Raw genomic sequence first — 26,922 nt, 5'->3', positions numbered from 1 at the left:
AGTATTTTTGTTGATTAAAATTTAATTTATCAGAAAAAAGATAATTTATATAACCTAATTTGTAGGTTAACTATCTAGTAATCAGTATATATTATATATTCTTTTTTAACTATTCTAATGATTGACTTTTTTGGTAAAAAATATTCATTAGCACTATTTTTATATCTTTTTGAAATATAATTTATGTGATATAATATTGAGCCGTTTAACTCAATATAAAACCAACCTAATCTTCATGAAAGCACCGCTCTACAGGTTTCTGCAGACCGCTTTTCTGGGCGCAGTTCTACTGCTTTGTGGCTTAACTGCCATGGCCCAAGACCGTCGTTTGACGGGTAAAATTACGAGTGCCGAAGGTGCCGTACCTGGTGCCAATGTCGTACTGAAAGGTACTCAAACCGGTACCAGCTCCGATGCAAACGGTAGTTTCTCGCTGAGTATCCGGGGAGAGAACCCAGTACTGGTTATATCAGCCATTGGCTTTAAAACGCAGGAGGTTTCGATCGGCAATCAATCTACAATTGATATACGGCTCCAGGATGATGCTACAGCCTTAAGCGAAGTCGTTGTAACCGGGTATTCGACCGAAAATCGCCGGGATGTGACCGGGGCCGTCTCTACGGTGAAGCCAGCCCAGTTAAAAGTAGTCCCTTCTACCAACGTAGAACAGCAGTTGCAGGGGCGGGTTGCCGGGGTAACTGTTATTACAAATGGCCAGCCTGGAACAACCAGTCAGGTTCGGGTACGGGGTTTTGGGTCGTTTGGTGGTAACCAGCCTTTATACGTAGTCGACGGCGTGCCTACACAATCGATTCAATACATCGCTCCAGATGACATTGAAACCACGACTGTCCTGAAAGATGCAGCTTCGGCATCGGTTTATGGAGCGCGGGCGGCTTCTGGTGTCATCGTCATAACGACAAAGAAGGGGCAGCGTCGGGCTCAGAAATTGAGCATTAGTTACGATGGTTTGTATGGCGTAACAGATCCAGGCCATGGCCAGAAAATTCTAAACCCACAAGAGCAGGCCGACTGGACCTGGCAGGCCCGGAAAAATGATATTTACCAGGCTGGCGGCACGGTAGGCCCCGACAGTTTTACAGGTATCGCGAATGGTCAATATGGTTCAGGACAAACTCCTGTTTTACCAGACTACCTGTTGGTCGGTAGTCAAACTGGCTTAGCGGCATCACAGGTAGATTTAACGGCCGAAGCCGCGAAGTATAACGTTAATCCAGCCAATGGTGCTATTTATAACGTTATTGCCGCCAATAAACAAGGTACTGATTGGTACAAAGCCATTACCCGCGTTGCTCCGCTGATGCGCCACACACTGGGCTTTTCGGGTGGTACTGAATCAAGCCGATTCTACCTCAGTTTAGGCATGCAAAAACAGGCTGGTATCATCACTTACAATGATTTCTCGCGCTACACATTGCGTGTCAATACAGAGTTTGATATCACGAAAAAACTGCGATTCGGTGAGAATATCCAATTGGCCTATGTATCAACCACTGGTCTTCAGGGAAGTACAGGTAGCGCACTCGGTAATGGTACCAACAACAACTCCAGTGTAGCTGCCGATGAGAACGACATTCTTCTGGCGTTTCGGCAGGCACCCATTATCCCAGTATACAATGTATTCGGTGGCTATGCAGGTACAGCGGCATCTGGTTTCAATAATGCCCGGAATCCAGTAGCTAACCGTATTGGGGCAAAAGATAATCTCAACTATAATCTTATTGCGTTTGGTAATGCCTACTTAGAGTATGATGTTATTCCAGCGTTAACACTTCGTAGCAGTCTTGGCGGAACCTATTTCAGCAACTACAATAATTCGTATAACCGGGCGCAGTATGAAAACTCGGAGAACAATACGAACTATGTTTATAACGAAGGGTCAAACGTTGGTTTAGCGTGGACATTTACCAACACGGCTCAGTACAAACAAAAGTTTGGCCTTCATGATATTAGTGTTTTAGCAGGTATTGAAGCACTTAATACCGGTAGCGGTCGTGGTATCAGTGGTTCGGGTCAGAATCCATTTACAACCGATCCTGATTATGTCACAATTGGCACAACAACACCAGGTGCTACGCGTAGTGTAAACAGCTATTATGGCAAAGGCAATAATTTCTATTCCTTGTTTGGCCAGGCTCGGTACATCTATAACGACAAATATATTTTAACCGGTGTTGTTCGTCGCGATGGCTCATCGCAGTTTGGTGCCGAAAATCGGTATGGTGTATTCCCTGCTGTTTCAGCAGCATGGCGTCTTTCTGGAGAAGAGTTTATGAAAAACCTGCCCTGGGTATCAGACCTGAAACTTCGGGGTGGTTATGGGCTAATGGGTAATTCGAACTACTTAACGGCCACCAATCAGTTTACCCTTTATGCATCTGGCGCTGCTAACAGCTATGACATTACGGGTGCCAATACATCGGTACAGTCAGGTTACTTCCGCGGCCAACTTGGTAACCCAACTGCCAAATGGGAAACTAGTATCACATCGAACATCGGTATTGATGGGGCCTTCTTTAATAATAAAGTAGAAGTGGTACTTGATTTCTGGCAGAAAGACACCAAGGATCTGCTTTATCCGCTGGCGCTACCAGGCGTGGTTGGTGATCGTGCCAGCCCACCCTATATTAACGTAGCCAGTATGCGTAACAAGGGAATTGACCTGTTAATCACGACACGTGGCAACATTGTTAGTGACTTAGGGTATGAAGTTACCGCTGTGGGAAGTATCCTGGATAACAAAATCACGGCCATTGCTCCATCCGTGCCGTATTTCCAGGCAAATGGCCAGCGGTTAAGTACGCCTGTTATTCGTAACCAACCTGGTCATGATCTGTCGTCTTTTTATGGCTATCAAGTGTTAGGCTTGTTTAACACGAAAGAAGAAGTGGCAGCCGCTCCAGCACAGCCAGGAGCTGCTCCAGGCCGATTCCGCTTTCAGGATATCAATGGCGATAATAAGATCGATGATAACGATCGAACCTTTCTGGGAAGCCCAATTCCCAAATTTACAGGTAGTTTAACCCTAACCCTGAAGTACAAGGGCTTTGATTTGAATACCCAGTTGTATGCGTCGTTAGGCAATAAAATCTTTAATAACTCGAAATGGTACACTGACTTCTACCCCTCTTTCCCTGGAGCGGCTGTCAGCGCCCGTGTGAAAGACTCCTGGTTACCAACACACACGGATACTTCTGTCCCCATTTTCGAAAACACGTCGAATTTTAGCACGAACACACAGTCCAATTCCTACTATGTAGAAAATGGCTCTTATGGACGGATGCAATACCTGACGTTGGGATACACCTTCCCCGCTAAGCTTCTGGACAAAGCGAATCTAAGCCGGTTACGGTTGTCTCTGTCGGCTACCAATTTGTTCACAATCACAAAATACAGTGGCTTAGACCCAGCCGTTGGTGGATCAGCTGACCAGAATTTTGGTATCGATATTGGTAACTACCCAGTTACTCGTGGGTATAACGTTGGCTTGAGCTTCGGCTTCTAACTGATGGCGAATTAGTATCGAGTTTATGCTGACATGAACTCGATACGTCAAACACTAACTATCTAATTTTTCAGGTAAATCATATTATGAAAAATACCATTATAAAAGGTGCACTGGTAACGGCGATGATTTCGCTGGTTACATTCGCCTGTAAGGATAAATTCCTGGATGTACCGGCTACCGGCCAATTGGCCCTTAACCAAATAACGAGTAAGGCTGGGTTTGAAGGCTTGCTGCTGGCTTCCTATGCTCAGTTAAATGGACGGGGCTACTCGAGAGCTACTAGCTCGTTCAACTGGGTACGTGGTAGTATTTCGGGGGGAGACGCTAACAAAGGGTCTAACTCGGGAGATGGTGGCGGTAACACAAACTTCAATACCTTCCAGCGTTTTGAGATTCTCCCAAGTAACGGGGATGTCAATGACAAATGGAGAGGTATGTACGAAGGTATTAGCCGGGCTAATGCTGTATTACGTGCGCTTCCTGCCGCCAGTAGCGACGTTTCTGCCGCCGATAAACAACGATTAAGTGCTGAAGCACGCTTTTTACGGGCTCATTATTATTTTGAGTTAAAGCGCTCATTCAATATGGTGCCTTATGTAGATGAAACAGTCGATTATGGCTCCGGTATTGAGTTGGTTAAAAACGACACTGATATCTGGCCAAAGATTGAAGCTGATTTCAAATTTGCGCAAGACAATCTGCCCGAAACCCAGTCATCGGCTGGTCGGGCGAATAAATGGGCTGCTGCAACTTATTTAGCCAAGACGTATTTGTACCAGAAGAAGTATACAGAAGCTAAAACCCTATTCGATCTGGTTATTGCCAATGGAACGACTACAAATGGTAAAAAGTACGCACTTGTAGCCAACTATACGGATGTTTTCAATGCAACGAAGGATAATAACGAAGAATCTATTTTCGCTATCCAGGCTGCGGTTAACACGGGTGATGTAGCCAATTCAGCACAAGAACTGGATTTGAACTTTCCGTATAATACTGGTTCAAATGGACCTGCTGGTTGCTGCGGCTTCTTCGCCCCAAGTTTTGAATTAGCAAACTCATTCCGCGTTAGTGCAACTGGACTTCCTTTATTAGATGGCTCTTATAATACAGGTGCCAATCAATTGAAAAATGACCAGGGTATTGCCTCAAGCGCTCCGTTTACGCCTGATGCTGGTCCCGTTGATCCACGTCTGGATTGGTCGATAGGCCGCCGGGGTATTCCCTACCTTGATTGGCAGGTGCACCCAGGTCTTGACTGGATTCGTGACCAGAGTTATGCAGGTCCGTTTTCGCCTAAGAAGTTCGTATATTATCGGTCTCAGGATAAAACACTGACCGATGGTAGTTCCTGGACCGATGGTTACTCTGCTATCAATTATAACATCATTCGTTTTGCCGATGTCTTATTAATGGCAGCTGAAGCGGAAATTGAGGTTGGTAGTCTGGAAACGGCTCGAACGTATATAAATCAAGTTAGAACTCGGGCTGCCAACGCATCATTCTGGGTTAAAGGCACGAACGGAAGTAATGCCGCTAACTACGTAATCAGCAACTACACGACTCCATTTGCCGATAAAGCCGCTGCTCGGACTGCTGTTCAGTTTGAGCGCAAATTAGAGCTATCAGGTGAGGGACATCGCTTTTATGATCTTGTTCGTTGGGGCGTGGCTTCTACTGTATTAAATGCTTATTTGGCCTATGAAAGCCAAAAGCTAACGCTAGGGTATGGAGGAGCTAAATTTACCGCTGGGAAAGACGAATACCTTCCAATTCCTCAAGTTCAAATGGACCTTCAGCAGGGTATATTTAAGCAAAACCCTGGATACTAACTAAATAGTTTTTCAAGTCAATATAAAAAAGCCCGTTCTAGATCTAGAACGGGCTTTTTTACTAGAACGGGCTTTTTTATAAGTAGATATTCTTCTTTACTCAGTCTTTTTTTACGTGGCGCTGGCTGGTAAGTTAAGAACTACTCAAGTTACTGTTGACTGAAATTCCTGATAAATATGTAAATGAGACGGTGCTACTCAATGCTATTGCAACGTCCAATTTGCCCCATCAGGAAACTAACAGGGTACTTATGGGTTCAACGAATAGCTAGTTGCCCTAATTTTAACCATTGTAAACCGGTAGCGTAGTCTAAACAACTGTCGCCTGAAAATCAATGAAGTTTCTATCTGTCTAGTTAAAAATCGTCGTAAGGCTATTTCCCGTATATTAATCAATACTAACCGAATCACATGGAAACCTATTATAATCCCGAAGACCTCAAAAAATTTGGACAAATCGGTGAGTTTCAAAAAGAACTGGCCGACAAGTTTTTCTCGTATTACGGTGCTGTATTTGCCGAAGGTGCGTTGACTGCCCGCGAAAAATCGCTCATCGCACTCGCGGTGTCGCATACGGTCCAGTGTCCCTACTGTATTGATGCCTACACGACCGATACGCTGGAGAAAGGCTGCTCTGAAGCCGAAATGATGGAAGCGGTTCACGTAGCGGCTGCTATTCGGGGCGGGGCATCCCTCGTGCATGGCGTTCAAATGATGAACAAAGCCAAGGAAATATCCATGTAAGAATAGGGGAGAAAAGGGAGGAGCGGGACGAGGGGGAGGAAGGAGTTGTCCCCTTCGTCCCTTTCCTTCCTTTCTTCCCTCTCCTCCCTTTCTTCCCTTTGTTTATGAAATCCCTAAAAGCCAGCGGACATCCTCTCGCAAACTCAGCCGTTCAGTTGCAGTCGTTGCAGAGCGAACTGGCCGATACGTTACAACTGCCGCCCTTTCATCAGAAACTGGCTAGTGCCGGGCTGTTTCCGTTACAGCCACTCGAACCGGCGGTTTTTCAGATCAACGTGGGCAAGATGTGCAATCAGGTCTGTAAACATTGCCACGTCGATGCCGGGCCTGATCGTCAGGAAATCATGACCCGCGAAACGATGCAACTGTGTCTCGATGCGCTGGCAAAGACAACCATCCCGACGGTCGATCTGACGGGTGGCGCGCCCGAAATGAATCCTGACTTTCGCTGGTTCGTGGAAGAAATACGCAAACTGGGTCGGAAGGTGATGGTGCGTTGTAATCTGACCATCATCGTCGCTAATCCGAAGTACAATGATTTGCCTGAGTTTTTCCGGGAGCATCAGGTTGAAGTGGTTAGCTCACTGCCTTTTTACAATGCCGACAAAACCGATCGGCAGCGGGGTAAAGGTGTTTTTGATAGTTCGATTCGGGCGTTACGAATGCTCAATGCTGTTGGATATGGGCAACCAGATTCGGGCCTGTTGCTGAACCTGGTGTATAATCCCAACGGGGCTTTTTTGCCCGGTTCGCAGGAAAGTTTGAAACGCCAGTTCAAGCGAGCGTTGCTGGATGAGTTCGGGGTGATTTTCAACGACCTCTATGCCATCACCAATGTTCCCATCAGCCGGTATCTCGATTACCTGATCTCGTCGGGTAACTACGACAACTACATGGAGAAGCTGGTCAACAGTTTTAATCCAGTTGCGGCTTCGGGCGTGATGTGTCGAAATACGCTTTCCATTGGCTGGGACGGCTTTATCTACGATTGTGATTTTAACCAGATGCTGGATTTGAAAGTTGCCAGCCCGGTGCAGCACGTTCGGGATTTCGATGGCGATGTGTTGAGTCAGCGGGCTGTGGTCGTTAATCAGCACTGCTACGGTTGCACAGCCGGAGCGGGTTCAAGTTGCGGGGGCACAACCGCCTGAGAAGTCTATGAAACGATATGATCTGCTGGTCATTGGCACCGGCTCGGGCGGTCTCAGCATTGGCCTGACCATGCATGAACTGGGTTTTAAAGTCCTGTTCATCGAGAAAGATGCCCGGAACATCGGGGGCGAATGCCTGAATACGGGCTGCGTGCCCAGCAAGGCACTCATCCACGTTTCCCGGCTTATTCATCAGGCAAAAGCGGCCCAGGAATTTGGGTTAACAAGCACCGGCAAACCGGATTTTGAGCGGGTCAAGCACTACATTCAGGAGCGAATAGAGCTGATTCGTAAACATGAAAATGCCGATTTCTTTCGGAAGCAGGGTATTGATGTAGTGATTGGTACGGCTCGCTTTATCAGAAAAGACAGGGTGGAAGCTGGGGGGGAAACCTTCACCGCCAAGCGAATTGTGATTGCCACCGGCTCGCAACCTGTTCCACTTCAGGTTCCGGGAATAGAACAGGTTGTCCAGTACGATAATCAGACAATTTTTACGGCTGATACGTTGCCGAATCGGCTGCTGGTCGTTGGGGGTGGACCGGTTGCCATTGAACTCGGTCAGGCGCTGCATCGGCTTGGTTCACAGGTGACCGTTGTTCAGTCGGGTGAGCGTATTCTGGAAAAAGAGTTGCCGGAGGTGTCTGCACTATTACTGGATCGGCTAACCCGTGAGGGTATTGAGGTGCTGCTACAAACAAAGATTGTGGCGTTTGACTCGGCTTCCAGCGCCACCCTGGAAGATAAAACGGGCACAAAACGTCAACTTACCTTCGATGCGGTGCTAGTCGCCATTGGCCGTCAGGTCAACGTGGATGCCTTACAGCCCGAAGCCTCGGGCATTGAAACGGAGGCCGGTAAGCTCAAACTGGATGCGTATCTGCGAACCACCAATCCATGCGTTTATGCCATTGGCGACGTAACGGGGCAGCTTTATTTCTCGCACACCCCCGAAATGCAGGCCCCCCTGCTCATCAATAATTTTCTGTCGCCGTTCAAGCAGAAAGTTTCCTATAGCCATTTTTCGTGGGTAACCTTCACCGACCCCGAAGTGGCCACTTTCGGCCTTTCGGAAAAACAGCTTAGCCAGCAGGGGATTGCTTTTGAGAAGATCGTGTATGGGTTTGCGGAGGACGACCGGGCGGTTATCGACAATTATACCTATGGCAAACAGTGGCTCTATCTGGCTAAAGGAAATAAACTGTTCGGGAAACGTAAAGTACTGGGCGGGGCTATTGTAGCCCCCCAGGCGGGCGAAATGATTCAGGATCTGATTCTGGCCAATACGGTTGGGTTGGGAGCAGGCGCTATTCAGAAGAAAATCTATCCGTATCCGGTCGCGTCGAGGGTTAGCAAATCGGCTCTTTTGGAGCAATTGAAGGGAAATATTCCAGCTTGGGCGAAGACTATTCTTCGGTGGCTGTATTGACACTCGTAGCTGTAGGAGATTGCCTCCGCGAAACGGGTTCGACGCCGTTGGGCAGTTTCCAGTCCCGTTGTTTCTCAAATGGCATACGAAATAAGTGGCCTATTGTCAGTTCGCTCTCCTCCCGAAAGGCCGGAACTCCCAGCGTAACATCTTCCTGAGGAATGTCCATGCGGTGGGTACCGTGGAGCCGGTCCCAAACCGAAAAAAGTGTTCCCCAATTGGAGTTGAATTCATCGCGGACAATTGAGTGGTGAATGCCGTGCATACGCGGGGTTACGAAGAGAAAATTGATTAGCTGTTCTACTTTTCTGGGTAACCGCCAGTTGGCATGGTGAAACTGGGCGGCTGTGTCAAAAAACATTTCGTAGAGGATGGCCGACCAGAAGCTAATTCCCAATACCAGAATTAGTAGTACCCGAAAGCCAACACTGAGCAGTAACTCGCCAACATGAAAACGAACGGCCGTTGAGACATCCATGTCCAGATCGGTATGGTGTACGGTATGAAAACGCCAGAGCAGCGGCACTTTATGGGTTGCGTAATGCCACCAGTAATAGGCATAGTCGAAGGCCAGAAACCCCAGTATGCCACCTACCCATACACCAATGCTAGTTGAAGGGAGCAGCCAGTTCAGAAATCCCACCTGATGGTCGTGCGCCCACCGGGCAGCCAGGAGCGGAATCGGCAATAAGGCCAGCCGGAGCATAACAAAGGCCGGTAAGGCAAAACCAATGTTTCGAACCACCCGGCGCAACGGCTTAAAATGCAGCAACCGTAACGGACGACGCCATTGCAGAAATAGCATCAGAGCAAAAAACAGAACCAGTAGCGGTGAGCCGACAGAATCGAAGAAAGGGATGGTGGACATACTGTTCAGTTTTTACAATGATTGGCCGGGCAGTTAAGCAGGAAAGCTATAGTGGTTAAGGTGTATTTTATCTTACCGTATATCCTCGTATAACTGTTTCAGCTTCTCGGCAGAGTAGCCTACCCCCCACAAAACGCCTACGTACAGAAACAGGGCGTTTGCCCGCCAGAATCCCCACTTGACTAATCGCCTGTCCGATGATTCGACCACCCGGTTGACTTGTCGGATTCGTCCGAAACGCACTATACGGAGCAGCATATCGGCTTCCTCCATGATGGGTAAATCGTCGGAGTACCCCCCGCAATCGAGAAACTGTTGCCGTCGGCAAAAAATAACCTGATCGCCGAAAAGTAATCGCGCGCCCTTGAAGAAGAACAAATACGGTCGAAAAAAAAGCGGAGCGTAATACGTTTTGATGAAGTTATGAAACGAGGTAACCCAGCGGGTTTTGAGTGGGCCACGCATCAGCGATATAAACCCGCCTGCCGCTACCGTAGATTGGGCCAGCGTGTCACGGATCACCAGCAGTGCATCATCGGGCAGGGCCGTATCGGCGTGCAAAAAACAGAGATACTCGCCCGTAGCTGCCTGAACCCCCAGATTCATTTGATAGGAACGACGGGCAACCGGACTTTGGATCAGCCGGATTGGGGGATGATCAGTCAGGCCTTTTTGCAGTTGAATCTGCTGCTGAATGATTGAAAGCGTTTGGTCGGTACTGCCCCCATCAACCACAATCAGTTCGTCGGGAGCGGGATATAATTGGCGAAGCTGCCGAAACATTCGGGCCAGTGTCCGTTCTTCATTGACCGTTGGGATAATGATGGAGATACTTGTCACAAGCTGTTTGCCAAATAACTGTTTTCTTGTTCGGAGAGTTTACCTTGTGCTGGACCCTTTGCTGTAGAAGAAAACAACTATGTTTCGATTTATACCCAATGTGCTGTTAAAGCAGCTCTATACCCGCAGCAGTTTACACAATACACCCACTGGATTTACCTTTTCGCTGAAGAACCGCCTGGCCGACGCCCAGTTTACGGGACTGACGCAGGTTCGTATTGATGGCCAAATCTACCCACCCGAAGCCTTTACCCTTGAACTGGATGGCAACGAAGCCGTCAGAGTCAGTGCCATATCTAATTCAAATCCACTGGCGTTCCCCCTGCGCCGGAAGGTTGTGGTTCAGGCAACTGCCGCACCGCTGGCTCCCGGTCGGCACACCATTGAGGTGATTCTTCAGTCTAAACCGTTTGGTACGTTAACGATTACCATCGAGGACGACTTACAACCAGACCAGCATCAGGGAGGTGAACCTCAACGTAATGTTACGATTCCGCGCCATCCGGTTGATGATATGTCGCCGGAAATCATCCGGGAGCGGCAGGATTTTCTTCGTCAGTATACACAAACATCACCCGATTACCTCACCAATGTCGCGTTTGATCCGGCGCTTGTGCGTGGTAATTGTGAGCAATTTGTGGGGGTTGCCCAAGTGCCTGTTGGACTGGTTGGCCCCCTGCTAATCAATGGCGAACATGCCAAAGGGGAGTTTCTGATTCCGTTAGCCACAACCGAGGGTACATTGGTGGCATCCTATAATCGGGGTATTAAGTTGCTTAACCAATGCGGTGGTGTGACCTGCACGGTCATCGACGAGGGTATGCAGCGGGCACCGGTCTTTGTCATGCAGGATGCCCGATCTGCCCGTGATCTGGCTCGCTGGGTGGCCGATCATGAACCGGAACTGCGTTCGGAAGCGGAGGCAACGTCGCGGTATGCTAAGCTCAAGTATATAACACCCTATCAGGCGGGACGTCTGCTTTTTCTGCGGTTTGGCTATACAACAGGCGATGCTGCGGGCCAGAATATGGTTAGTAAGGCCACACTGGCGGCCTGCAATTTCATGCTTCAACAGGTGGCGGATGTGGAGCATTTTTACCTGGAATCCAATCTGGCGACCGATAAGAAGCCGTCGTTTGTCAACACGCTGCAAACACGGGGCAAACGCGTAACCGCCGAGGTGACTATCCCTAAAGAGTTACTCCTACGCGAATTGCAGGTCGAACCGGAGCAACTCGACCGACACGCCCGCATCGGGAATGTAGGTGCGTTTATGGCCGGAACGAACAACAATGGCCTGCATTCGGTCAATGGACTTGCCGCTTTATTCATCGCTACGGGGCAGGATGTGGCCTGTCTGGCGGAATCGTCGGCCGCTATTACCACCTCTGAACTGTTGCCCAACGGCGATTTATACGGCTCCATTACGTTGCCTTCCCTCATTGTCGGCACCGTGGGTGGGGGCACGGGCCTGCCCACCCAGCAGGAATGCCTGAACATATTGGGTTGTTCCGGTACTGGGCAGGTCTATAAATTCGCCGAGATTGTGGCGGGTGTCGTAGCGGCTGGTGAACTGTCGCTGGCCGCAGCCATCTCCTCGCTGGACTGGGTATCCAGCCATGAGTCGGCCAGACAGGCCAAAAGCTAGCTACTTCTGGATTGAATTACTTATAACTTTTGCGCTAGAGCGGTTCCCTACAGCCGATCAAGTCGACCACCGTCTACGCGGACCTCAGTTCCCTGTACAAAAGCTGCATCGTCTGATGCCAGATACGCAATGGTAGCTGCTACATCTTCCGGTTTGCCAATAGTGGACCGATCAATTTTCTCTACGCCAGATTTTACATTTGGGTTGTTCCACAACATGGGCGTGTCGATGGCACCGGGCAAAACGGCATTGATTCGAAGGCTTTTGGGTTTTCCCTCCAGGGCAGCCGAACGTGTCAGCGATAGTACCGCAGCCTTGGCCGCTGCGTAAGGAGCCACCAGGGGTTCGGTTTCAATCGCGTGGATACTGGCCACATTCACTACGCTGCCGCCGGGTTTCATATGCAGAAAGGCCTGTTTGGTGAAGTAAAACGCACCCAGCAAATCGACAGTCAGGATACGAAGCCAGTCATCACCGGTCAATTCTTCCAGCGCCTTGAATTGCATAAGCCCGGCATTATTGACAACCACATCCAGCCTGCCAAACCGTGTTAACGCGCCTTGGACGGTGGCTTCTACCTGGGCTTCAACAGAGACATCACAAACACTACCCCACACATCAGGCGCACCGGCGGCTTTCACGTCGGGCAACGCTTTATTGAGGGCGTCTTCATGCAGATCGGCCAGCACCAGTCGAGCTCCCTCCGAAGCCAGCCGTTTGGCTACTGCCAGGCCAATGCCGCTGGCGCCACCGGTAACAATCGCTACTTTATCCTGAAATCGCATCGTTTTTACGCGTCGGGCTGATTGGTTTTGGAAACGGTATTGGTTACATTCTGTCGAGCCACTTTAGCCTCCTTCTGCTTCTGGTAAGCCCAGGGTTGCTCACTCTCACTGGGCCTGACAATTGGCACTTCCAGACAAACACTCTGGGCCGGCAGTACTTGCCGCCAATCATCAATGAGCTGTTTGTAGGCCTGACCAACGGGACGAATCTGTCGATTGAGGTCACACAAGCCGAGCGGGTTGACGGTGCCGTTGTTTTCCCGTAAAGCTGAATCCCAGTCAACCTGGTCGATGAGCGAATACCAGGTAAAGCCCACCATCGGCACGCCGTCATTCCGGACCCGCAATACGTTAGCCCATTCTTTCCAGAGCCAGTTTACGGCTTCGTCGCCGTTTGGGCCCTGCCATAGATTGGTTTCGGTGTGCATAACCGGTAGTCGATACCGATCGTGGTACTGTGTGGTAATGACATGGTAGCCAAATACTTCGCCCGATGCCCGCGTGCTTCCGTCGGCCGATACCCGATGCTCATTGGTCTGGTAATAGTCATTTCCCATAATGCAATACTGCTTCAGGTTATGACCCATAAAGAAGTGATACTCGTCTCGGGTCATGCCGTTGTCCATCAGGTACTCATACATCTCCGAATCGACCCGGCGACCATAGTTGAGATCGAGCGACAGAAAGCGTTTGGCATTCAGAATCTCGGCGGGTTTGATAGCCGCCGGATTTTCGGCATGAAAATACTCCGACGATTCACTCTGGATAAACAGGGCATTGGGTCTTACTTCCAGAATGGCGCTCATGGCCAGTACGTTCGCTTTGACGATATGCTTCAAGGCGTTCACAAAAGCAGTATCGGTCCGAAGTTGCTCATTCCACCAGCCATACAGCGCTGAAAACTCGGCGCAGACGTACATTTCATTGACAGGGGTATAAAGCTGAACCCAGGGAAACCGCCTGGCAAATGCGTGGGCATAGTCGGCAAAAAGCGCCGGAAAATCGGGATTCTGGAAATTGCCGATCCAATCGGGCACGCCAAAATGACACAGGTCTACAATGGGCACAATATCGCGTTTGCGCAGTTCGCCAAACGTCAGGTCGACAAACGACCAGTCGTATTTTCCGGCCCCCAGAAAGGTAGTATGGATGGGCGGGCCGTAGCGCAGAAAGTGAATGCCCAGTTGCTCGACCAAATCAAAATCCGTTTGCCAGTGCTGATAATGACCGCATTTCGCTAATTCATCCTGACGATAGGTACCACCCTGAATTGTTGGATTGCTATTTTCGATGCCCGTGGCAAACATAAAGTGTGTGACCATACGCTGGAGAAACAGGGGCACAGTCAATGATGTTGATTGCCGCTGCTTAATCCATTAACCTGTACGTACCGGGAGTGTTTACCAAGGAGGATTAAGAGGAGATTAAGCCTATTTCCTATTAGGGCTGAAAAGCTACCTTCCTCAAACAGTCAGCCAGAGCCAGGATGAACGGTCAGTCACTTAGCTGACCAACCAGTGCTTTCATGAGTCGGGTCAGGTTGGGTTCGGCAGTTCCGGCGGCTGCTATGATCTTCGTGATGTCGGCTTTTTCCAGCGTGTCGGGTAAACACATGTCCGTAATGACCGACACACCAAAAACAGCCATTCCCATTTGGCTGGCCACAATCACTTCGGGCACGGTCGACATACCTACGGCGTCGGCTCCCCATTGGCGCAGCATTCGGTATTCGGCCCGCGTTTCGAGTTGAGGTCCCGTAACACTTACATACACACCCCGCTTGAGGGGAATGCCTAAATCTGCGGCTCGGGCAAACGCCTGATCGATCAGGGATTTGCTGTAGGGTTCGCTCATGTCCGGGAAGCGGTCGCCGAACGCAGGGGGATTGGGGCCTACCAGTGGATTTTGCGGGAGTAACAGGCTGATATGGTCTTCGATGACCATCAAATCAGTCGTTTGGAAAGCCGGATTCAGGCCCCCGGCGGCATTAGACACGAGCAACGTACGAACGCCCAGTGCGTGCATCACCCGAACCGGAAAGGTGACCTGCTGCATGGTGTAGCCTTCGTAAAAATGGAAGCGCCCCTGCATCACCACGACTGGTTTGCCTTCCAGCGTACCCAATAGCAACTTGCCCGAATGAAACTCAACGGTCGATAGCGGGAAGTGTGGAATCGTTTCGTAGGGTAAGGTAGTCTCAATGGTCAGTTCCTGGGCCAGCGCACCCAGGCCGGTGCCCAGAATAATCCCGATACGTGGTGTTACCTGCGTTTTTGACTGAATATACTGAGTTGCCTGCTGAATCTGTTCAAGCATATAAACTGGATCGTTTGTCTAACTTTTTCTGCAAGTTAGCCGTTTGGCGGATAGCTGCCAGTTATTCTGTACGCATTTGTCCCGTGTATCCATGACCGTCGACCGTCTGATTGTTTTTGTTAAAAACCCAATTCCGGGTCAGGTAAAAACCCGGATCGCCCGTACCGTAGGGGATGCCAGAGCGGTTGACGTGTATCGGCACCTGCTGGGTTATACCCAACAACTTGTAAAAGATTTCGCCGACGAGTGTGTCGTGTACTATGGTGATTTTATCAACCCGGATGACGGCTGGAACCGTTACCCAAAGCATCAGCAAACCGGCGTCGATCTGGGTGAGCGCATGTTGAATGCCTTTTGGGAACAGTTTGCCGCCGGTGCCAATAAAGCCGTGATCATTGGCAGCGATTGCCTGACCATCACCCCCGACCATATTCGCCGGGCGCTTAATGTACTTGATACGACGGAAGTAGTGATTGGTCCGGCTACCGATGGAGGATATTATTTACTGGGGATGAATCAGCTACAGCCCTTTCTATTTCAGGACATGCCCTGGAGCCAGCCGGAACTTTGCCAACTCACGGAACTGGCTATTCTACAACATAATCGGACCTTCGCCCGACTCGATGAACTGACTGATATTGACGAATGGGCCGACTATGAACGGTATCTATAATCCGTTGCGAAGGGCAATAGTTGACAGATTTGAAACGCGAATTATCAGGAACGCGGCTAAAAGCTATTGCTTTTCCTGACGAGTCATTATGAATTTCCGGTGAAGTAGTTTGATGCCTTTATAGATGGTTACGTTTATGACCTGCGGCCTGAACATTTGTACTTCAGCGTTTAAGGACATCCCAGTCTTTGGGTGAATTAAGCGTCCCCCAGACCAAACCTCTCCATCGAAACGGAGATCACGGATGAGAAGACTATCTTTCATTAAGCCAAAGTTTTGCTCGCCTGCCTGATCAACCTCGGCTACACGGGCAAAATAGAGATTACCTTTTCGGTAAATATCAACGCTAGATCCCTTGGAAGGAAATTGCCACCGGCCTATGATTCGGTCTGCAGATTGGTCTGCTTTTGCGCCAAGCAGGAGGAAAAGCAGTACTATAAACCATTGGAGACGCTGATGGATGAATATAGCGTTAGACTCATTTGGATTGTTCACAATAAACCAGATTTGTTGATACTAAGTAAAACTATAGTTTTTTTTCGAGAGTTTTTCGATCTATTCCCAACCACCCCCCAACGCCCGATACAGATCCGTTATTGCCAGAAACTGCGACTGTTTGGTGGTGATGAGGGCCAGTTCGGCTTCCAGCACGCTCCGTTGAGCCGTGATTACTTCCAGATACGACGCATACCCACCCCGAAACAGATCGTTCGAGGTCGAAACGGCCTGTTCTAAAACGGCTACCTCCTGCGCCTGTAACTCAGCGACCGAACGAAAATTCTCGACGCCCCGCAATTGGGTCGACACTTCGCTGAAACCGGTCAGAATAGCCTGCTGATACCGATACAGGGACTCCCGACTCTGGGCCACCGTCTGCTGGTAGTTGGCTTTCACCGAACGCCGGTTCAAGATGGGGGCCGATAAACCACCCAGCAAACCCGCAGCGATGGACGCCGGGTTGAAGAGTACTGCCGTTCGGAAAGCGTTCAGTCCCAGATAAGCCGTCAGGTTCAGACTGGGCAGAAATTCGGCGCGGGCTACGTCAATGTCAATATTGGCCGCCTGAAGATCAAGTTCCGCCTGACGAATATCAGGCCGACGAACCAGCATTTGCGCCGGAATGCCCGTCAGCACCTGACCGGGCAACTCTCGCTCCTGAAGGGATTTGCCCCGGGCAATGGGTTGGGGATACCGACCCAGTAGTCGATTCATCTGATTCTCGTTCTCCACAATCTGCTGTTGAACCTGCCCCTGCCGACTTCGGGTATTCAGCAGTTGGGCCGTGAATTGCTGAACGGCTAGCTCGGTTACCCGGCCCGCTTCTTTCTGAATACGAACTAATGCCAGCGCGTTTTGTTGGTAATCGATGTTCTTTTGCAGGATTTCCAGTTCGCCATCCAGGGCTAATAGCGCGTAATAGTGCCGGGCAATTTCAGCGACTAAGGCGGTTATCACGGCATGGCGGCCCTTTTCGGAAGCCAGCAATCGCAGGTAAGCCGCTTTTTTTCGGTTGTGCAGTTTTCCCCAGATATCGATTTCCCACGTGCTGCGGGCGCCGAGAAAATAGTCGGGCGTGGGATTGGGCGTCAGCTGACTCCCCCGAATATTGTCCGATAAGTTCGTGTCGTAATTACCCACCCCATTCATGGTGTACTGACCGTACCGATCCACCCCCGCCGAGGCCACGGCGTTAACCTGAGGAGCCAGAAAACCCTGGCTGTAGGTAAAGGAAGCTCTGGCCATTTCGATCCGTTGGGTTGCAATTCGCAAATCCAGATTGCTGGATAGCGCAGTGTCGATCAGTTGCGTCAGTTGCGGGTCGGCAAAGAATGTCCGCCAGTTCTGGCTGGCAATCCCAACCGAATCCGAATGGCCCGCAAAGGAAACAGGCATAGGCCGGTTTGCGGATTGAAGTATGGTATTGGGCAACTGACAACTACTCAGCAAGAGTAAACAGGCCACACTACACAAGACTAACAACCGGAGCAAAGGCTTAATGAACGTTCTGCGAGGATCAACCCCTAAATCCCCTAAAGGGGACTTGACTCGTCTTTGGACAAAGTCCCCTTTAGGGGATTTAGGGGTATATAAGCGGACAAGGCTCATAGCACGTATTGTCTGGCTAAAAGGTTTATTAGAACGTGGAATAGTTCTCCTATTCAAGATGTTGAGGCTATTTTTAGCCGATTTATTGAATGACTTTTCCATTTACGTGCGTTTGGGTGGATATATGCATGATGTCGATTTCGGTCTCCTGGGTGTAGTGGTCATGCGATTCGTCATCGACGGGCGGTTTGGATTGAAACCGTTCGGCGAGTTTGGCGAAGAAGACATACAGACCGGGTACGATAACCAGCCCGAACAGTGTTCCGGTGAGCATACCACCAGCCGCTGCCGTTCCAATGGATCGGTTGCCCAACGCGCCAGCACCCGAGGCCATGCAGAGCGGAATCAGCCCCGCGATAAAGGCAAAGGAGGTCATCAGAATAGGTCGTAAACGAGAAACGGCCCCTTCCACCGCTGCTTTCAGAATGGGTAGGCCCTCCTTCTGCCGCTGACTGGCAAACTCGACAATCAGAATCGCATTTTTACCCAGCAAGCCAATGAGCATCACCAGGGCTACCTGCGCGTAGATGTTGTTCTGTAAACCCAGCAGGTACAGAAAGAAAAAGGAACCGAATATACCCGTGGGTAGCGACAACAGAACGGAGAGGGGTAAGAACACACTCTCATATTGCGCCATCAGCAGGATGTACACAAAGACTAAACAGATCGCGAAAATGTAGATGGCCTGATTCCCCGACTCGACCTCCTCCCGCGACATGCCCGACCATTCGTAGGCATAGCCTTTGGGCAATACCTGGGCCGCTACTTCCTGAACAGCCCGGATTGCGTCGCCACTACTATAGCCCGGCGCGGCATCGCCATTGATCATGGCCGAGGTGTACATGTTATAGCGGGTCAGCTGCTCGGGGCCATAGACGCGTTCCAGGGTAACGAAGTTGGAATAGGGCACCATTTCGCCCTGGTCGTTCTTAACACGCATGTTTAGTACATCTTCGGGCTTGGTTCGGTAGCTGGGAGCGGCCTGCACCATCACCTTATACATCTGTCCGAAGCGAATGAAGTTGGATGCGTAAAAACTGCCCATCATCGTTTGCAGCGTACTCATGGCATTGTCGATGGAGACACCTTTCTGCGACGCTTTTTCCTGGTCGACATGCAATAAATACTGAGGAAAATTGGGGTCGAAGCTGGTAAAGGCATCGCTGATCTCGGGCCGTTTTTTCAAAGCCGCAATAAAGTCCTGTGCTACTTTTGCCGTTTGGGTCAGATCGCCACTACGCCCCCGGTCCAGCATCCGCAACTCAAAACCACTTGAATTGCCGAATCCCGGTACAGTTGGGGGCGGAAAAAACTGAATCGTCGCATCGGTGATGCCTTTGGTTTTTTCTTCCAGCGTGGCAATCAGTTCCTGCATCGATACGTGGCGCTCCTCCCAAGGCTTCAGGTTAATCATGCCCATGCCATAAGAAGCGCCTGCGCCGTCGGTCAGCAGACTATAGCCCGCCAGAGTCGAGACATTTTCGACCGATTCCTGCTCCGCAGCAATCGCTTCGATGGCGTCCATGACTTTCTCGGTTCGGTCGACGGTAGCCCCGGCGGGGGTAGTTACGTTGACGTAAATCATGCCCTGATCTTCGGTCGGGATAAAACCACCGGGCAGAACGGTGCTGATCCCCCAGGTGGCCACGATAAACAGCAGCAGGAGCCCCCAGGTTACGACGCTACGATTCGCTATTCGGCTTAATAGGCCCTGATACTTGCCCGCCAGTGATTCGTAACCCCGGTTGAATCGGGTAAAGAAGCGGCCCAGAAACCCGGTCTGTTGGCCATGAACGGGCCGGAGCAGAATCGCACACAGGGCCGGGGTCAGCGTTAGGGCATTGACGCCGGAAATGACAATGGCAATGGCCAGGGTGAGCGAGAACTGCCGGTAGAAAATGCCCACCGGTCCAGTCATAAAGGCCACTGGTACAAACACCGCCGACATCACCAGCGTAATGGCCACAATGGCCCCGGCAATATCGCTCATGGCCGAAAACGTAGCGGCTCGGGGCGTCAAGTGGAGTTCTTCCATTTTGGCGTGAACCGCTTCGACCACCACAATAGCGTTATCGACCACAATCCCGATGGCTAGTACCAGCGCAAACAGGGTGAGCAGATTGATGGAGAAACCAATCAGGCTCATAAATGCAAAGGTACCAATCAGAGCCACCGGGACGGCCAGGGCGCAAATCAGGGTAGACCGCCAGTCCTGCAAAAAGAGGAACACGATGATGAATACCAGCACAAACGCTTCGATCAGCGTACGAACCACCTCGTGAATGGAAGCATCCAGGAATCGGGATACATCATAAGCGTAATTATAGGTCATGCCCGATGGAAACGAGCTTTCTTTCAGTTCGGCCATTCGCGTTTTTACATTGGCAATCACATCGCTGGCGTTGGAACCGGGCCGCTGTTTGAGCATGATAGCCGCCGATGGCCGCCCGTCGTTTTTGGAAAGTACGCCATAATCCAGCGAGCCGAATTCAACGTCGGCCACATCTTTCAGGCGTAGGGGAGAGCCGTCGGCGTTGGTACGCAGGATGAGGTTTTCGTACTGGGCCGGTTCAAAAAACTTACCCGTGTAGCGGAGGACGTACTGAAGCGTCTGCGGGTCTCGGTCGGCACTTTCGCCCGCTTTTCCGGGTGCGGCTTCAACATTCTGCTTGCGAATGCCGGCCACCACTTCGTCGGGCGATACATCATAGGCCGTCATGCGGTCGGGTTTGAGCCACACCCGCATGGAGTAATCCCGGCTACCCATAATGGCGGCAAAACCCACCCCGTCGATGCGTTTCAGTTCGGCTAGTACGTTGATATCGGCGAAATTGTAGATGAATTTTTCATCCACTTTCGGATCGTCGCTGACAATATTGAGGTACAACAACATACTGTTCACCTCTTTTTCGGTGACGACCCCCGCCTTGATCACTTCTTCGGGCAGTTCGTCCATGACGGTTGTCACGCGGTTTTGCACGTTGACGGCCGCCAGGTCGGGGTCCGTACCGACTTTAAAGAAAACGGTAATCAGGGTAGTGCCATCATTGCCCGAAATCGAGGTCATATACGTCATGTTGGGCACCCCATTGATGGCTCGTTCGAGCGGGGTAGCCACGGCTTTGACGCAGACATCGGCGCTGGCTCCGGTGTATTTAGTCGTTACGGTGACCGATGGGGGCACAATGTCGGGGAACTGCGTAACGGGCAGACCCGTCAGGGCCAGCACACCCATCAGTACAATGAGTACCGAAATGGCGGTGGAGAGTAAGGGTCTTTTAACGAAGATTGTAAACATAGTTATGAAAGGTCATTGGTAGTCATTGGGTTGTCATTTGCTCCACGTCATTGATAGTCATTCTGCTGCCATGAATAGTGTACTATAATGACCACCAATGACGTGAAGCGAATGACAACCAAATGACTAAAATTATTATCGCGCTGCGGCATACAACGCCTGTAGGCTTTTGGCGGGAAGTGCTTTCGGGGTAATGTGCATCCCATCTTTCAGGCTCTGAATCCCCTCATAGACAATGCGATCGCCGGGTTTAAGGCCCGATTGAACGATGTAGAACTGATCGACCCGGCTGCTGGGCACAAAACTTCGGGATCGAACTTTATTCGTGGCGTCAACGACATAGACGAAGTTTTTGTCCTGTACCTCAAAGACGGCTCGCTGAGGAACCAGAACGGCATCGTCTACATCGGTGGTCAGGCGAATCTTGCCCGTAGCCCCGTGTCGGAGCAGGCGTTTGGGATTGGGGAAGGTAGCCCGGAACGCAATCGTACCGGAATTGCCTTCGAATACCGTTTCGGTGGTTTCGATTTTGCCTTTGTAGGGGTAAGGCGAATCATCGGCCAGCAACAGGTCTACTTCCCGAACGGTCGTTTTTTCGGGGTCGAGCCGTTTTTTGATGAAGGACAGATACTCTTTCTCCGATACGTTAAAATAGGCATACATCTCCCGCAGGTCGGAGATGGTGGTGAGCAGCGCGCCTTCTTCGATCAGGCTGCCCCGTTTGAACGGCAATCGGTTGATAACCCCATCGAAGGGAGCCCGGATGCTGGTCAGCGAGACATGAAAACGGGCCTTGTTCAAAGCCGCTTTGGCACCGTTGATAGCCGAGCGGGCCGTAGCCATTTTCGATTTGGCCAATTTTAATTCCGAAGGTGAGATGACATTCTTATCGACCAATAATTTCACTCGTCCCAGTTCCACTTCAGTGGATTGTTCCTCAGCCACAGCACTTTCCAGGCTGGACTGCGCCCGGTCTACTTCAACCTGATATTCAGTTGGGTTGAGCTGAAACAGCAGCTGGCCTTTGTGAACCGGCTTGCCTTCGTCCACCAAAATTTTATCCAGATACCCCGCTACCCTGGCCCTGACTTCCACATTCTGTACGGCCTCCAGGTTGCTGGCGTAGTCATGGTCAAGTGTTGCATCCTGGGGAGTCAACTGAATCACCGGAAGCGTTGGCACCGACTCCTGTTTTTTCTCGTTGTGAGCCGAGCAGGAGGCTAGTATAATCGTACTAAGTAGGGCAAGTATGCCTGAATAAGATCGCATAAGGAAGTTGGGGCTGATTGCCCTGTTTGCTACCTGTGCAAATACAATACGGCAAGTAAAGGCCAGCTTAGAAAATTATTAGAATTTCCTTAGAGATACGCTAATCGGCAGGATGTGCCCCGTAAAAACACAAAACCGCTACCGGAGATCAGGCTCCCGTAGCGGTCGGACTCGCATGTTCAACTATGAAAAAAGAAACCGTTATTGTTCACCAGCGACTGGAGCCCCAATTTTGGCTAACTCCTGATTGTCCGGGAATAATGCCTTCGCTTTGGTCAACCATTCAGTTCGGGCAGTATCGTCTTTGGTTACCAGTTCATTATACGAAATCAGGTACTTAAAGGCGAGCAACAGATCTTTTTTGTAGCGATTTCGTTCGTCTTCCTTATCCGAAACCATCGCAATAAACTGCTCGAAATAGGGCTTCGCTTTGCCATTCCGAACGGCTTCTTCGGGGGTATAGGCATAGTAGTTCGCCTTAGCCCGGTAGAGGACTGTCGGAGCATAATCAGGCGAGGCTTTTTGAGCCAAAGCCAGCGCCGAATCAGCCTGCGCAAACCGAACCGTATCCCGTACTAATTTCCCCAGACTGTCGCGTTGGAAACCCAGCGTGTAGTTACTCATGCCATAGCGGAATAAATCCTGCACATCGGCTTTGAAGTTGTGCTTGGCGGCCGAATCCAGAGCGGCTACTGCTTCGGGGTGTTTCTTGGCCCGGTAATAATACTTGGCCATGTCGCTATACAGATTCTCGGTTGTATCGAAGGGAGCAGCTTTGGCCAGGTAAGTCACGCCAATGGAGTCATTGACTGCTTTTAGAGAATCACTGCCGGGGTTTTCGATACCCATATAGGCCAGGCCGAGGTATTTGTAATCATCGGGCATCACCTTTTCCGGCGCTTTTTCCAGGAACGTGCTGATGTTCTGAATGGCTTTCTGGGGCTCTTTCAGAGACGAGTATGCCCAGCCTTCTATCCGATACACGATTGGGTTCTGGGCTAAGGCTGTGCGGTTGCTGTCGATCAGATTGACCGTTCGCTGGTAGTCTTTGGCCAGGAAATGAAACTGAGCCTGTCGCAACAGGGTCTCCTGCCGTTTATCCTTCGATACGTTTACGTACTGGTCAATATACGTGGCGGCTTCTTTATACCGATTAACCAGGAAATACAACTCGGCTAACTGGTTGTAGGCCGCAGCATAGCTCGCATTGGCCTCAATGGCTTTTTTGTAGTTCTCCACAGCCAGATTCAGGTTACGGCCCTGCCAGTAAATATCCCCGATTCGCTGATACACCCGTGATGGGTCCATGCCCAGTTCGAGGGCACTTTCGTAGCGGGTAACGGCTGTACCCGCATCTTTATTCAGGTAATAGGCATCGCCCAGCGCCAGTTGAATGGCGGGGTTCTTCTTATCGCGTTCGGTAGCCCGGTTTAAATAATCAATGGCGGTAGCAGCGTTGACCACTTTTGCGTAGAGTGGTTTGATGGAGCCATTTCCAGGTGTCAGATAGCCCGTATAGGCCTCACCAATTCGGTACAGGATGTCGGCGTTTTTACCCTTACTCTTTTTAACGACTTCGGCCAGTTTGGGCTCGGCATTGGCCGGGTCATTTTTGACCAGATAGGTGATGGCATCGCCCATTTCATTGAGCGGTGTCCGTTTTTCATCCATCGCAATGCCTTTCTCGAACCAGATCCGGGCCGAATCGGGCTTACCAGCACGGAGATAGCCGTAGCCCGCATCGAAAATGGTTTGGGCGGATGGACTTTGTTGCGCATTTCGACTCAGAAGCTGAGTGGCTTCCTCGAAGCGGCCCAGATTCATGAGTGTATTTGGATCGGGTGTAGGGGTTTGCGCGAGGGCAGTTCCAGCCAGTCCCGACAGTAATAAAATGGTTAGTTGCGTGTTCATGTTGCATAGGGTTTTACATTGACTAAAAGAACCAGAAACTATCCCGGAGTTGAAACTCAACGGAGCCTAGATAGGCGGTTTTGGTATAGACCGAAGCGCGATAGGTACCCGGCTTCAGGGGTTTGTCAGGCGTCAAGCTGATCGAAATTCGTTTTGGCTTTCCGGTAAAAATCACCCGTTGAATTGCATGAACCGGTACGACTTCATTGATATCTGACAAGACAACCGTTGTGGTTCTCAAGGGTGGCATTGCTGGATTGTGCTGAGGGTCTGTCAGGCTTACTAATACGTCCTGAATGTTCTCCAACTCTAATTCCGGCGGTACATCGAGCGAAATAGTCAATGTATGCACCTTTTTGGCTTTGGCGGTTTCTTTTCGATTCGACTTCCGCGTTTCGACCATAAACTCATCGCCTGTAACGGCTGAGCGAGGCACCTTTGTTTGTAAAGATGTATTCAGTTCATTTATTTTTTGTTGCAGATCTTTCGTCTCTTTGAGCAGTAGTCCATTCGAGTCGCTCAGCCAGCTGATTTTATCGTTCATGGCAGCTAGCTGGTTTTCCAGACTATCGCGAATGGTTGTCATAGAATCCAGATTTCGAGTAAGACCTCGAATGGTACCAGTACGCAACCTATTTTGCTGACGAAGCTGCTTCTCCGACGCATCCCGTTGGTACAATTGGCCATGTAAGTCACTGATGCGTTTGCCCAGCGATTCGTTCTCACCGGTGGCCGTTTCGAGTTGACTCGTTAGGCTGCGGACATCGCCTTCGAGCTGAAGTTTGACTGACAGCAGCGAATCGGCCCGCCGTTCTTCCTGATCAAAGCGGTCAACCAGGGTTCGGGTTTTATCCAGATACAGGCCACCAACCACGCCAAGGGTGAGTAGCATAGCCAGCATAGCGGTCAGCGGTGTTGATGTTCGTGGAGTTGTTTTCATACGGATCGTGCGTTGTTGGTGTATGAGAGACTGAGACAAAGGTGACCTCCACGGGTTATAAAGGAATTAAAGACTACTTAGAATTTGCTTAGACTTTGGGTTTCGCCTAATCATCTGCTTCCCGATGGCGTTATCACTACAAACTGGATACACATCATTACGGCATGGCGAAAAGACCTTCCCGATATGCGCAGGTGCTGGCCTGGCTCGATCAGCACGTTATCAAGCGGTTATACACCGAGCGGGTGCGCCGAGTTATTCTTCAAAGTCTGCCGTTTTGGGTAGCCTCCCTATTGACCGGACTGGTGGCTGTTGGCTACGAAGAACTGTTTGTCTGGGCGGAGAAAACCAGTTTTACCTGGATTCAGGACCATGCACTGCTCACATTTATTACCACTCCGCTTGCTTTTTTACTAGCGTGGCTGGTCGTAGCAAAACTGGCTCCGGCGGCACGGGGTAGCGGTATTCCCCAAGTCATGGCCGGTATTGAACTCTCGAATCCAACTACCCACGGACGTACGGCTTACTTGCTCAGTATGCGGGTGGCCATTGTCAAAGTTCTTAGTAGTGTAGTCCTGCTGATTGGGGGGGGCGTTATTGGGCGAGAAGGACCGACCATTCAGATTTCAGCGGCCATTTTTCGGGCCATTAATCGGCTGCAACCGGCTGGCTGGCCGCAACTATCCCGGCAAATAGCGCTCGTCACGGGTGGAGCGGCTGGTTTGGCGGCTGCCTTTAACACGCCATTGGGTGGCATTGTCTTCGTGGTGGAAGAACTGACCCAAACACATATTACCCGCTTTCGTACCGCTGTGTTTACCGCCGTAATCATTGCTGGTATGACCGCTCAGGCCATTCAGGGGCCTTATTTGTACCTGGGTTTTCCCAAAGTTACGGTCTCAACTGGTTGGTTTTTGGGTGTTGTTGTGCTGGTGGCCATGATTGCTGGTTTCGCAGGGGCCGTGTTTGCCAAGGCGTTATTGTGGATCAACGGCTACCGACGACGTTTCCGCACCAGTCGGGAGCAGGCTGTATGGGTAGCTGCCTGCGGGCTGGTGCTGGCGGGGCTGGCTTACCTGGTTGGTACCGATGCGGTTGGTACGGGAAAGCCCATCATTAACCGGCTCCTGTTTCAAAACGATCACCTGACGCCCTGGTATCTGTTTCCGGTTCGTTTTTCGGGTATGGCCCTCAGTTACAGCAGTGGCGCTGCGGGCGGTGTGTTCGCTACTTCCCTGAGTGCGGGAGCCATTCTGGGCGATGCACTGGCGCGACTGATCCGGGTAACGCCCAGTGATACGAATCTAGTCATTCTGGTGAGTATGGTGAGTTTCCTGACCGGTGTTGTTCGCTCCCCATTTACGGCGGCCATTCTGGTGCTGGAAATGACCGACAGGCACTCCGCAATTTTTCAATTACTGTTGGGTGGTCTAATGGCACAGGGGGCCGCGTCGCTGGTTGATCCGGTTTCGTTTTATGAGCACCTGAAAGCTGGGTTTGTCAAGGAAACAATGGCGCAGCCCGCTGTTTATGGGCCAAAGGGAAACGTAGCGGAGGCCGATTAAAGGCTCGCCAAGAGGGTT

The 26,922-nt window shown here is 50.6% G+C and carries 19 protein-coding genes; 8 read left to right on the top strand and 11 right to left on the bottom strand.

The window, feature by feature from the left end; all coding sequences use genetic code 11:
- Positions 1 to 235 precede the first annotated feature (235 nt).
- From EXU85_RS23540 to EXU85_RS23520, 5 genes are all read left to right on the top strand, one after another.
- On the top strand, positions 236 to 3,526 hold the full coding sequence (locus EXU85_RS23540) for a TonB-dependent receptor (protein ID WP_142774430.1): 3,291 nt from the start codon (positions 236 to 238) through the stop codon (positions 3,524 to 3,526).
- Between the two features lie 86 nt (positions 3,527 to 3,612).
- On the top strand, positions 3,613 to 5,361 hold the full coding sequence (locus EXU85_RS23535) for a RagB/SusD family nutrient uptake outer membrane protein (protein ID WP_142774429.1): 1,749 nt from the start codon (positions 3,613 to 3,615) through the stop codon (positions 5,359 to 5,361).
- Between the two features lie 411 nt (positions 5,362 to 5,772).
- Positions 5,773 to 6,105: an arsenosugar biosynthesis-associated peroxidase-like protein gene (locus EXU85_RS23530; RefSeq protein WP_142774428.1), complete on the top strand. Its 333-nt coding sequence runs from the start codon at positions 5,773 to 5,775 to the stop codon at positions 6,103 to 6,105.
- A gap of 104 nt (positions 6,106 to 6,209) precedes the next feature.
- The gene (gene arsS / locus EXU85_RS23525) at positions 6,210 to 7,256 is read left to right on the top strand and encodes an arsenosugar biosynthesis radical SAM (seleno)protein ArsS (RefSeq protein WP_142774427.1); all 1,047 of its coding nucleotides are present in this window, start codon (positions 6,210 to 6,212) and stop codon (positions 7,254 to 7,256) included.
- 7 nt (positions 7,257 to 7,263) lie between these two features.
- Entirely contained in the window at positions 7,264 to 8,685 is a 1,422-nt protein-coding gene (locus EXU85_RS23520; protein WP_142774426.1) for an NAD(P)/FAD-dependent oxidoreductase, read from the top strand.
- Here the strand turns inward: EXU85_RS23520 and EXU85_RS23515 are convergent.
- The gene (locus EXU85_RS23515) at positions 8,663 to 9,553 is read right to left on the bottom strand and encodes a sterol desaturase family protein (protein WP_142774425.1); all 891 of its coding nucleotides are present in this window, start codon (positions 9,551 to 9,553) and stop codon (positions 8,663 to 8,665) included. The genes EXU85_RS23520 and EXU85_RS23515 overlap by 23 nt on opposite strands.
- A 72-nt stretch (positions 9,554 to 9,625) precedes the next feature.
- Positions 9,626 to 10,393, bottom strand: coding sequence for a TIGR04283 family arsenosugar biosynthesis glycosyltransferase (locus tag EXU85_RS23510; protein ID WP_142774424.1), 768 nt, complete (start codon positions 10,391 to 10,393; stop codon positions 9,626 to 9,628).
- 79 nt (positions 10,394 to 10,472) lie between these two features.
- On the opposite strand from EXU85_RS23510, the gene EXU85_RS23505 reads away from it, so the two are divergent.
- On the top strand, positions 10,473 to 12,041 hold the full coding sequence (locus EXU85_RS23505; RefSeq protein WP_142774423.1) for a hydroxymethylglutaryl-CoA reductase: 1,569 nt from the start codon (positions 10,473 to 10,475) through the stop codon (positions 12,039 to 12,041).
- 47 nt (positions 12,042 to 12,088) lie between these two features.
- Here the strand turns inward: EXU85_RS23505 and EXU85_RS23500 are convergent, their stop codons facing one another.
- The 3 genes from EXU85_RS23500 to EXU85_RS23490 form a co-directional block, all read right to left on the bottom strand.
- On the bottom strand, positions 12,089 to 12,826 hold the full coding sequence (locus EXU85_RS23500) for an SDR family NAD(P)-dependent oxidoreductase (protein ID WP_142774422.1): 738 nt from the start codon (positions 12,824 to 12,826) through the stop codon (positions 12,089 to 12,091).
- A gap of 5 nt (positions 12,827 to 12,831) precedes the next feature.
- Positions 12,832 to 14,169 carry a family 1 glycosylhydrolase gene (locus EXU85_RS23495; RefSeq protein WP_246859213.1) on the bottom strand — a complete coding sequence of 446 codons (1,338 nt, stop codon included), beginning with the start codon at positions 14,167 to 14,169 and terminating at the stop codon, positions 12,832 to 12,834.
- Positions 14,170 to 14,320: 151 nt separating this feature from the next.
- Entirely contained in the window at positions 14,321 to 15,142 is an 822-nt protein-coding gene (locus tag EXU85_RS23490; RefSeq protein ID WP_142774421.1) for a purine-nucleoside phosphorylase, read from the bottom strand.
- 91 nt (positions 15,143 to 15,233) lie between these two features.
- On the opposite strand from EXU85_RS23490, the gene EXU85_RS23485 reads away from it, so the two are divergent.
- The gene (locus EXU85_RS23485; RefSeq protein ID WP_142774420.1) at positions 15,234 to 15,815 is read left to right on the top strand and encodes a TIGR04282 family arsenosugar biosynthesis glycosyltransferase; all 582 of its coding nucleotides are present in this window, start codon (positions 15,234 to 15,236) and stop codon (positions 15,813 to 15,815) included.
- Between the two features lie 63 nt (positions 15,816 to 15,878).
- Here EXU85_RS23485 and EXU85_RS23480 read toward each other — a convergent pair whose 3' ends face one another.
- The 6 genes from EXU85_RS23480 to EXU85_RS23455 all read right to left on the bottom strand — a co-directional run bounded on the left by EXU85_RS23480 (position 15,879) and on the right by EXU85_RS23455 (position 25,339).
- Entirely contained in the window at positions 15,879 to 16,310 is a 432-nt protein-coding gene (locus EXU85_RS23480) for a DUF2147 domain-containing protein (RefSeq protein WP_246859211.1), read from the bottom strand.
- A 60-nt stretch (positions 16,311 to 16,370) separates the two neighbouring features.
- Complete coding sequence (locus tag EXU85_RS23475) at positions 16,371 to 17,708, bottom strand: TolC family protein (RefSeq protein ID WP_142774419.1); 1,338 nt, start codon at positions 17,706 to 17,708, stop codon at positions 16,371 to 16,373.
- Positions 17,709 to 18,003: 295 nt separating this feature from the next.
- Positions 18,004 to 21,219 (bottom strand): efflux RND transporter permease subunit, encoded by a 3,216-nt coding sequence (locus EXU85_RS23470; protein ID WP_142774418.1) that lies wholly within the window; start codon positions 21,217 to 21,219, stop codon positions 18,004 to 18,006.
- 135 nt (positions 21,220 to 21,354) lie between these two features.
- Entirely contained in the window at positions 21,355 to 22,488 is a 1,134-nt protein-coding gene (locus EXU85_RS23465; RefSeq protein ID WP_142774417.1) for an efflux RND transporter periplasmic adaptor subunit, read from the bottom strand.
- Positions 22,489 to 22,689: 201 nt separating this feature from the next.
- A complete protein-coding gene (locus tag EXU85_RS23460; protein WP_142774416.1) occupies positions 22,690 to 24,399 on the bottom strand; it encodes a tetratricopeptide repeat protein in 1,710 nt (569 codons plus the stop codon).
- Positions 24,400 to 24,421: 22 nt separating this feature from the next.
- Positions 24,422 to 25,339, bottom strand: a complete 918-nt coding sequence (locus EXU85_RS23455; protein WP_142774415.1) for a hypothetical protein — start codon at positions 25,337 to 25,339, stop codon at positions 24,422 to 24,424.
- Positions 25,340 to 25,503: 164 nt separating this feature from the next.
- Here EXU85_RS23455 and EXU85_RS23450 point away from each other — a divergent pair, with 164 nt between their 5' ends.
- Entirely contained in the window at positions 25,504 to 26,904 is a 1,401-nt protein-coding gene (locus EXU85_RS23450; protein ID WP_142774414.1) for a chloride channel protein, read from the top strand.
- Positions 26,905 to 26,922 lie beyond the last annotated feature (18 nt).

This window comes from Spirosoma sp. KCTC 42546 (assembly GCF_006965485.1).
Lineage (GTDB): Bacteria > Bacteroidota > Bacteroidia > Cytophagales > Spirosomataceae > Spirosoma.
This window is presented reverse-complemented; position numbering and strand designations above follow the sequence as displayed.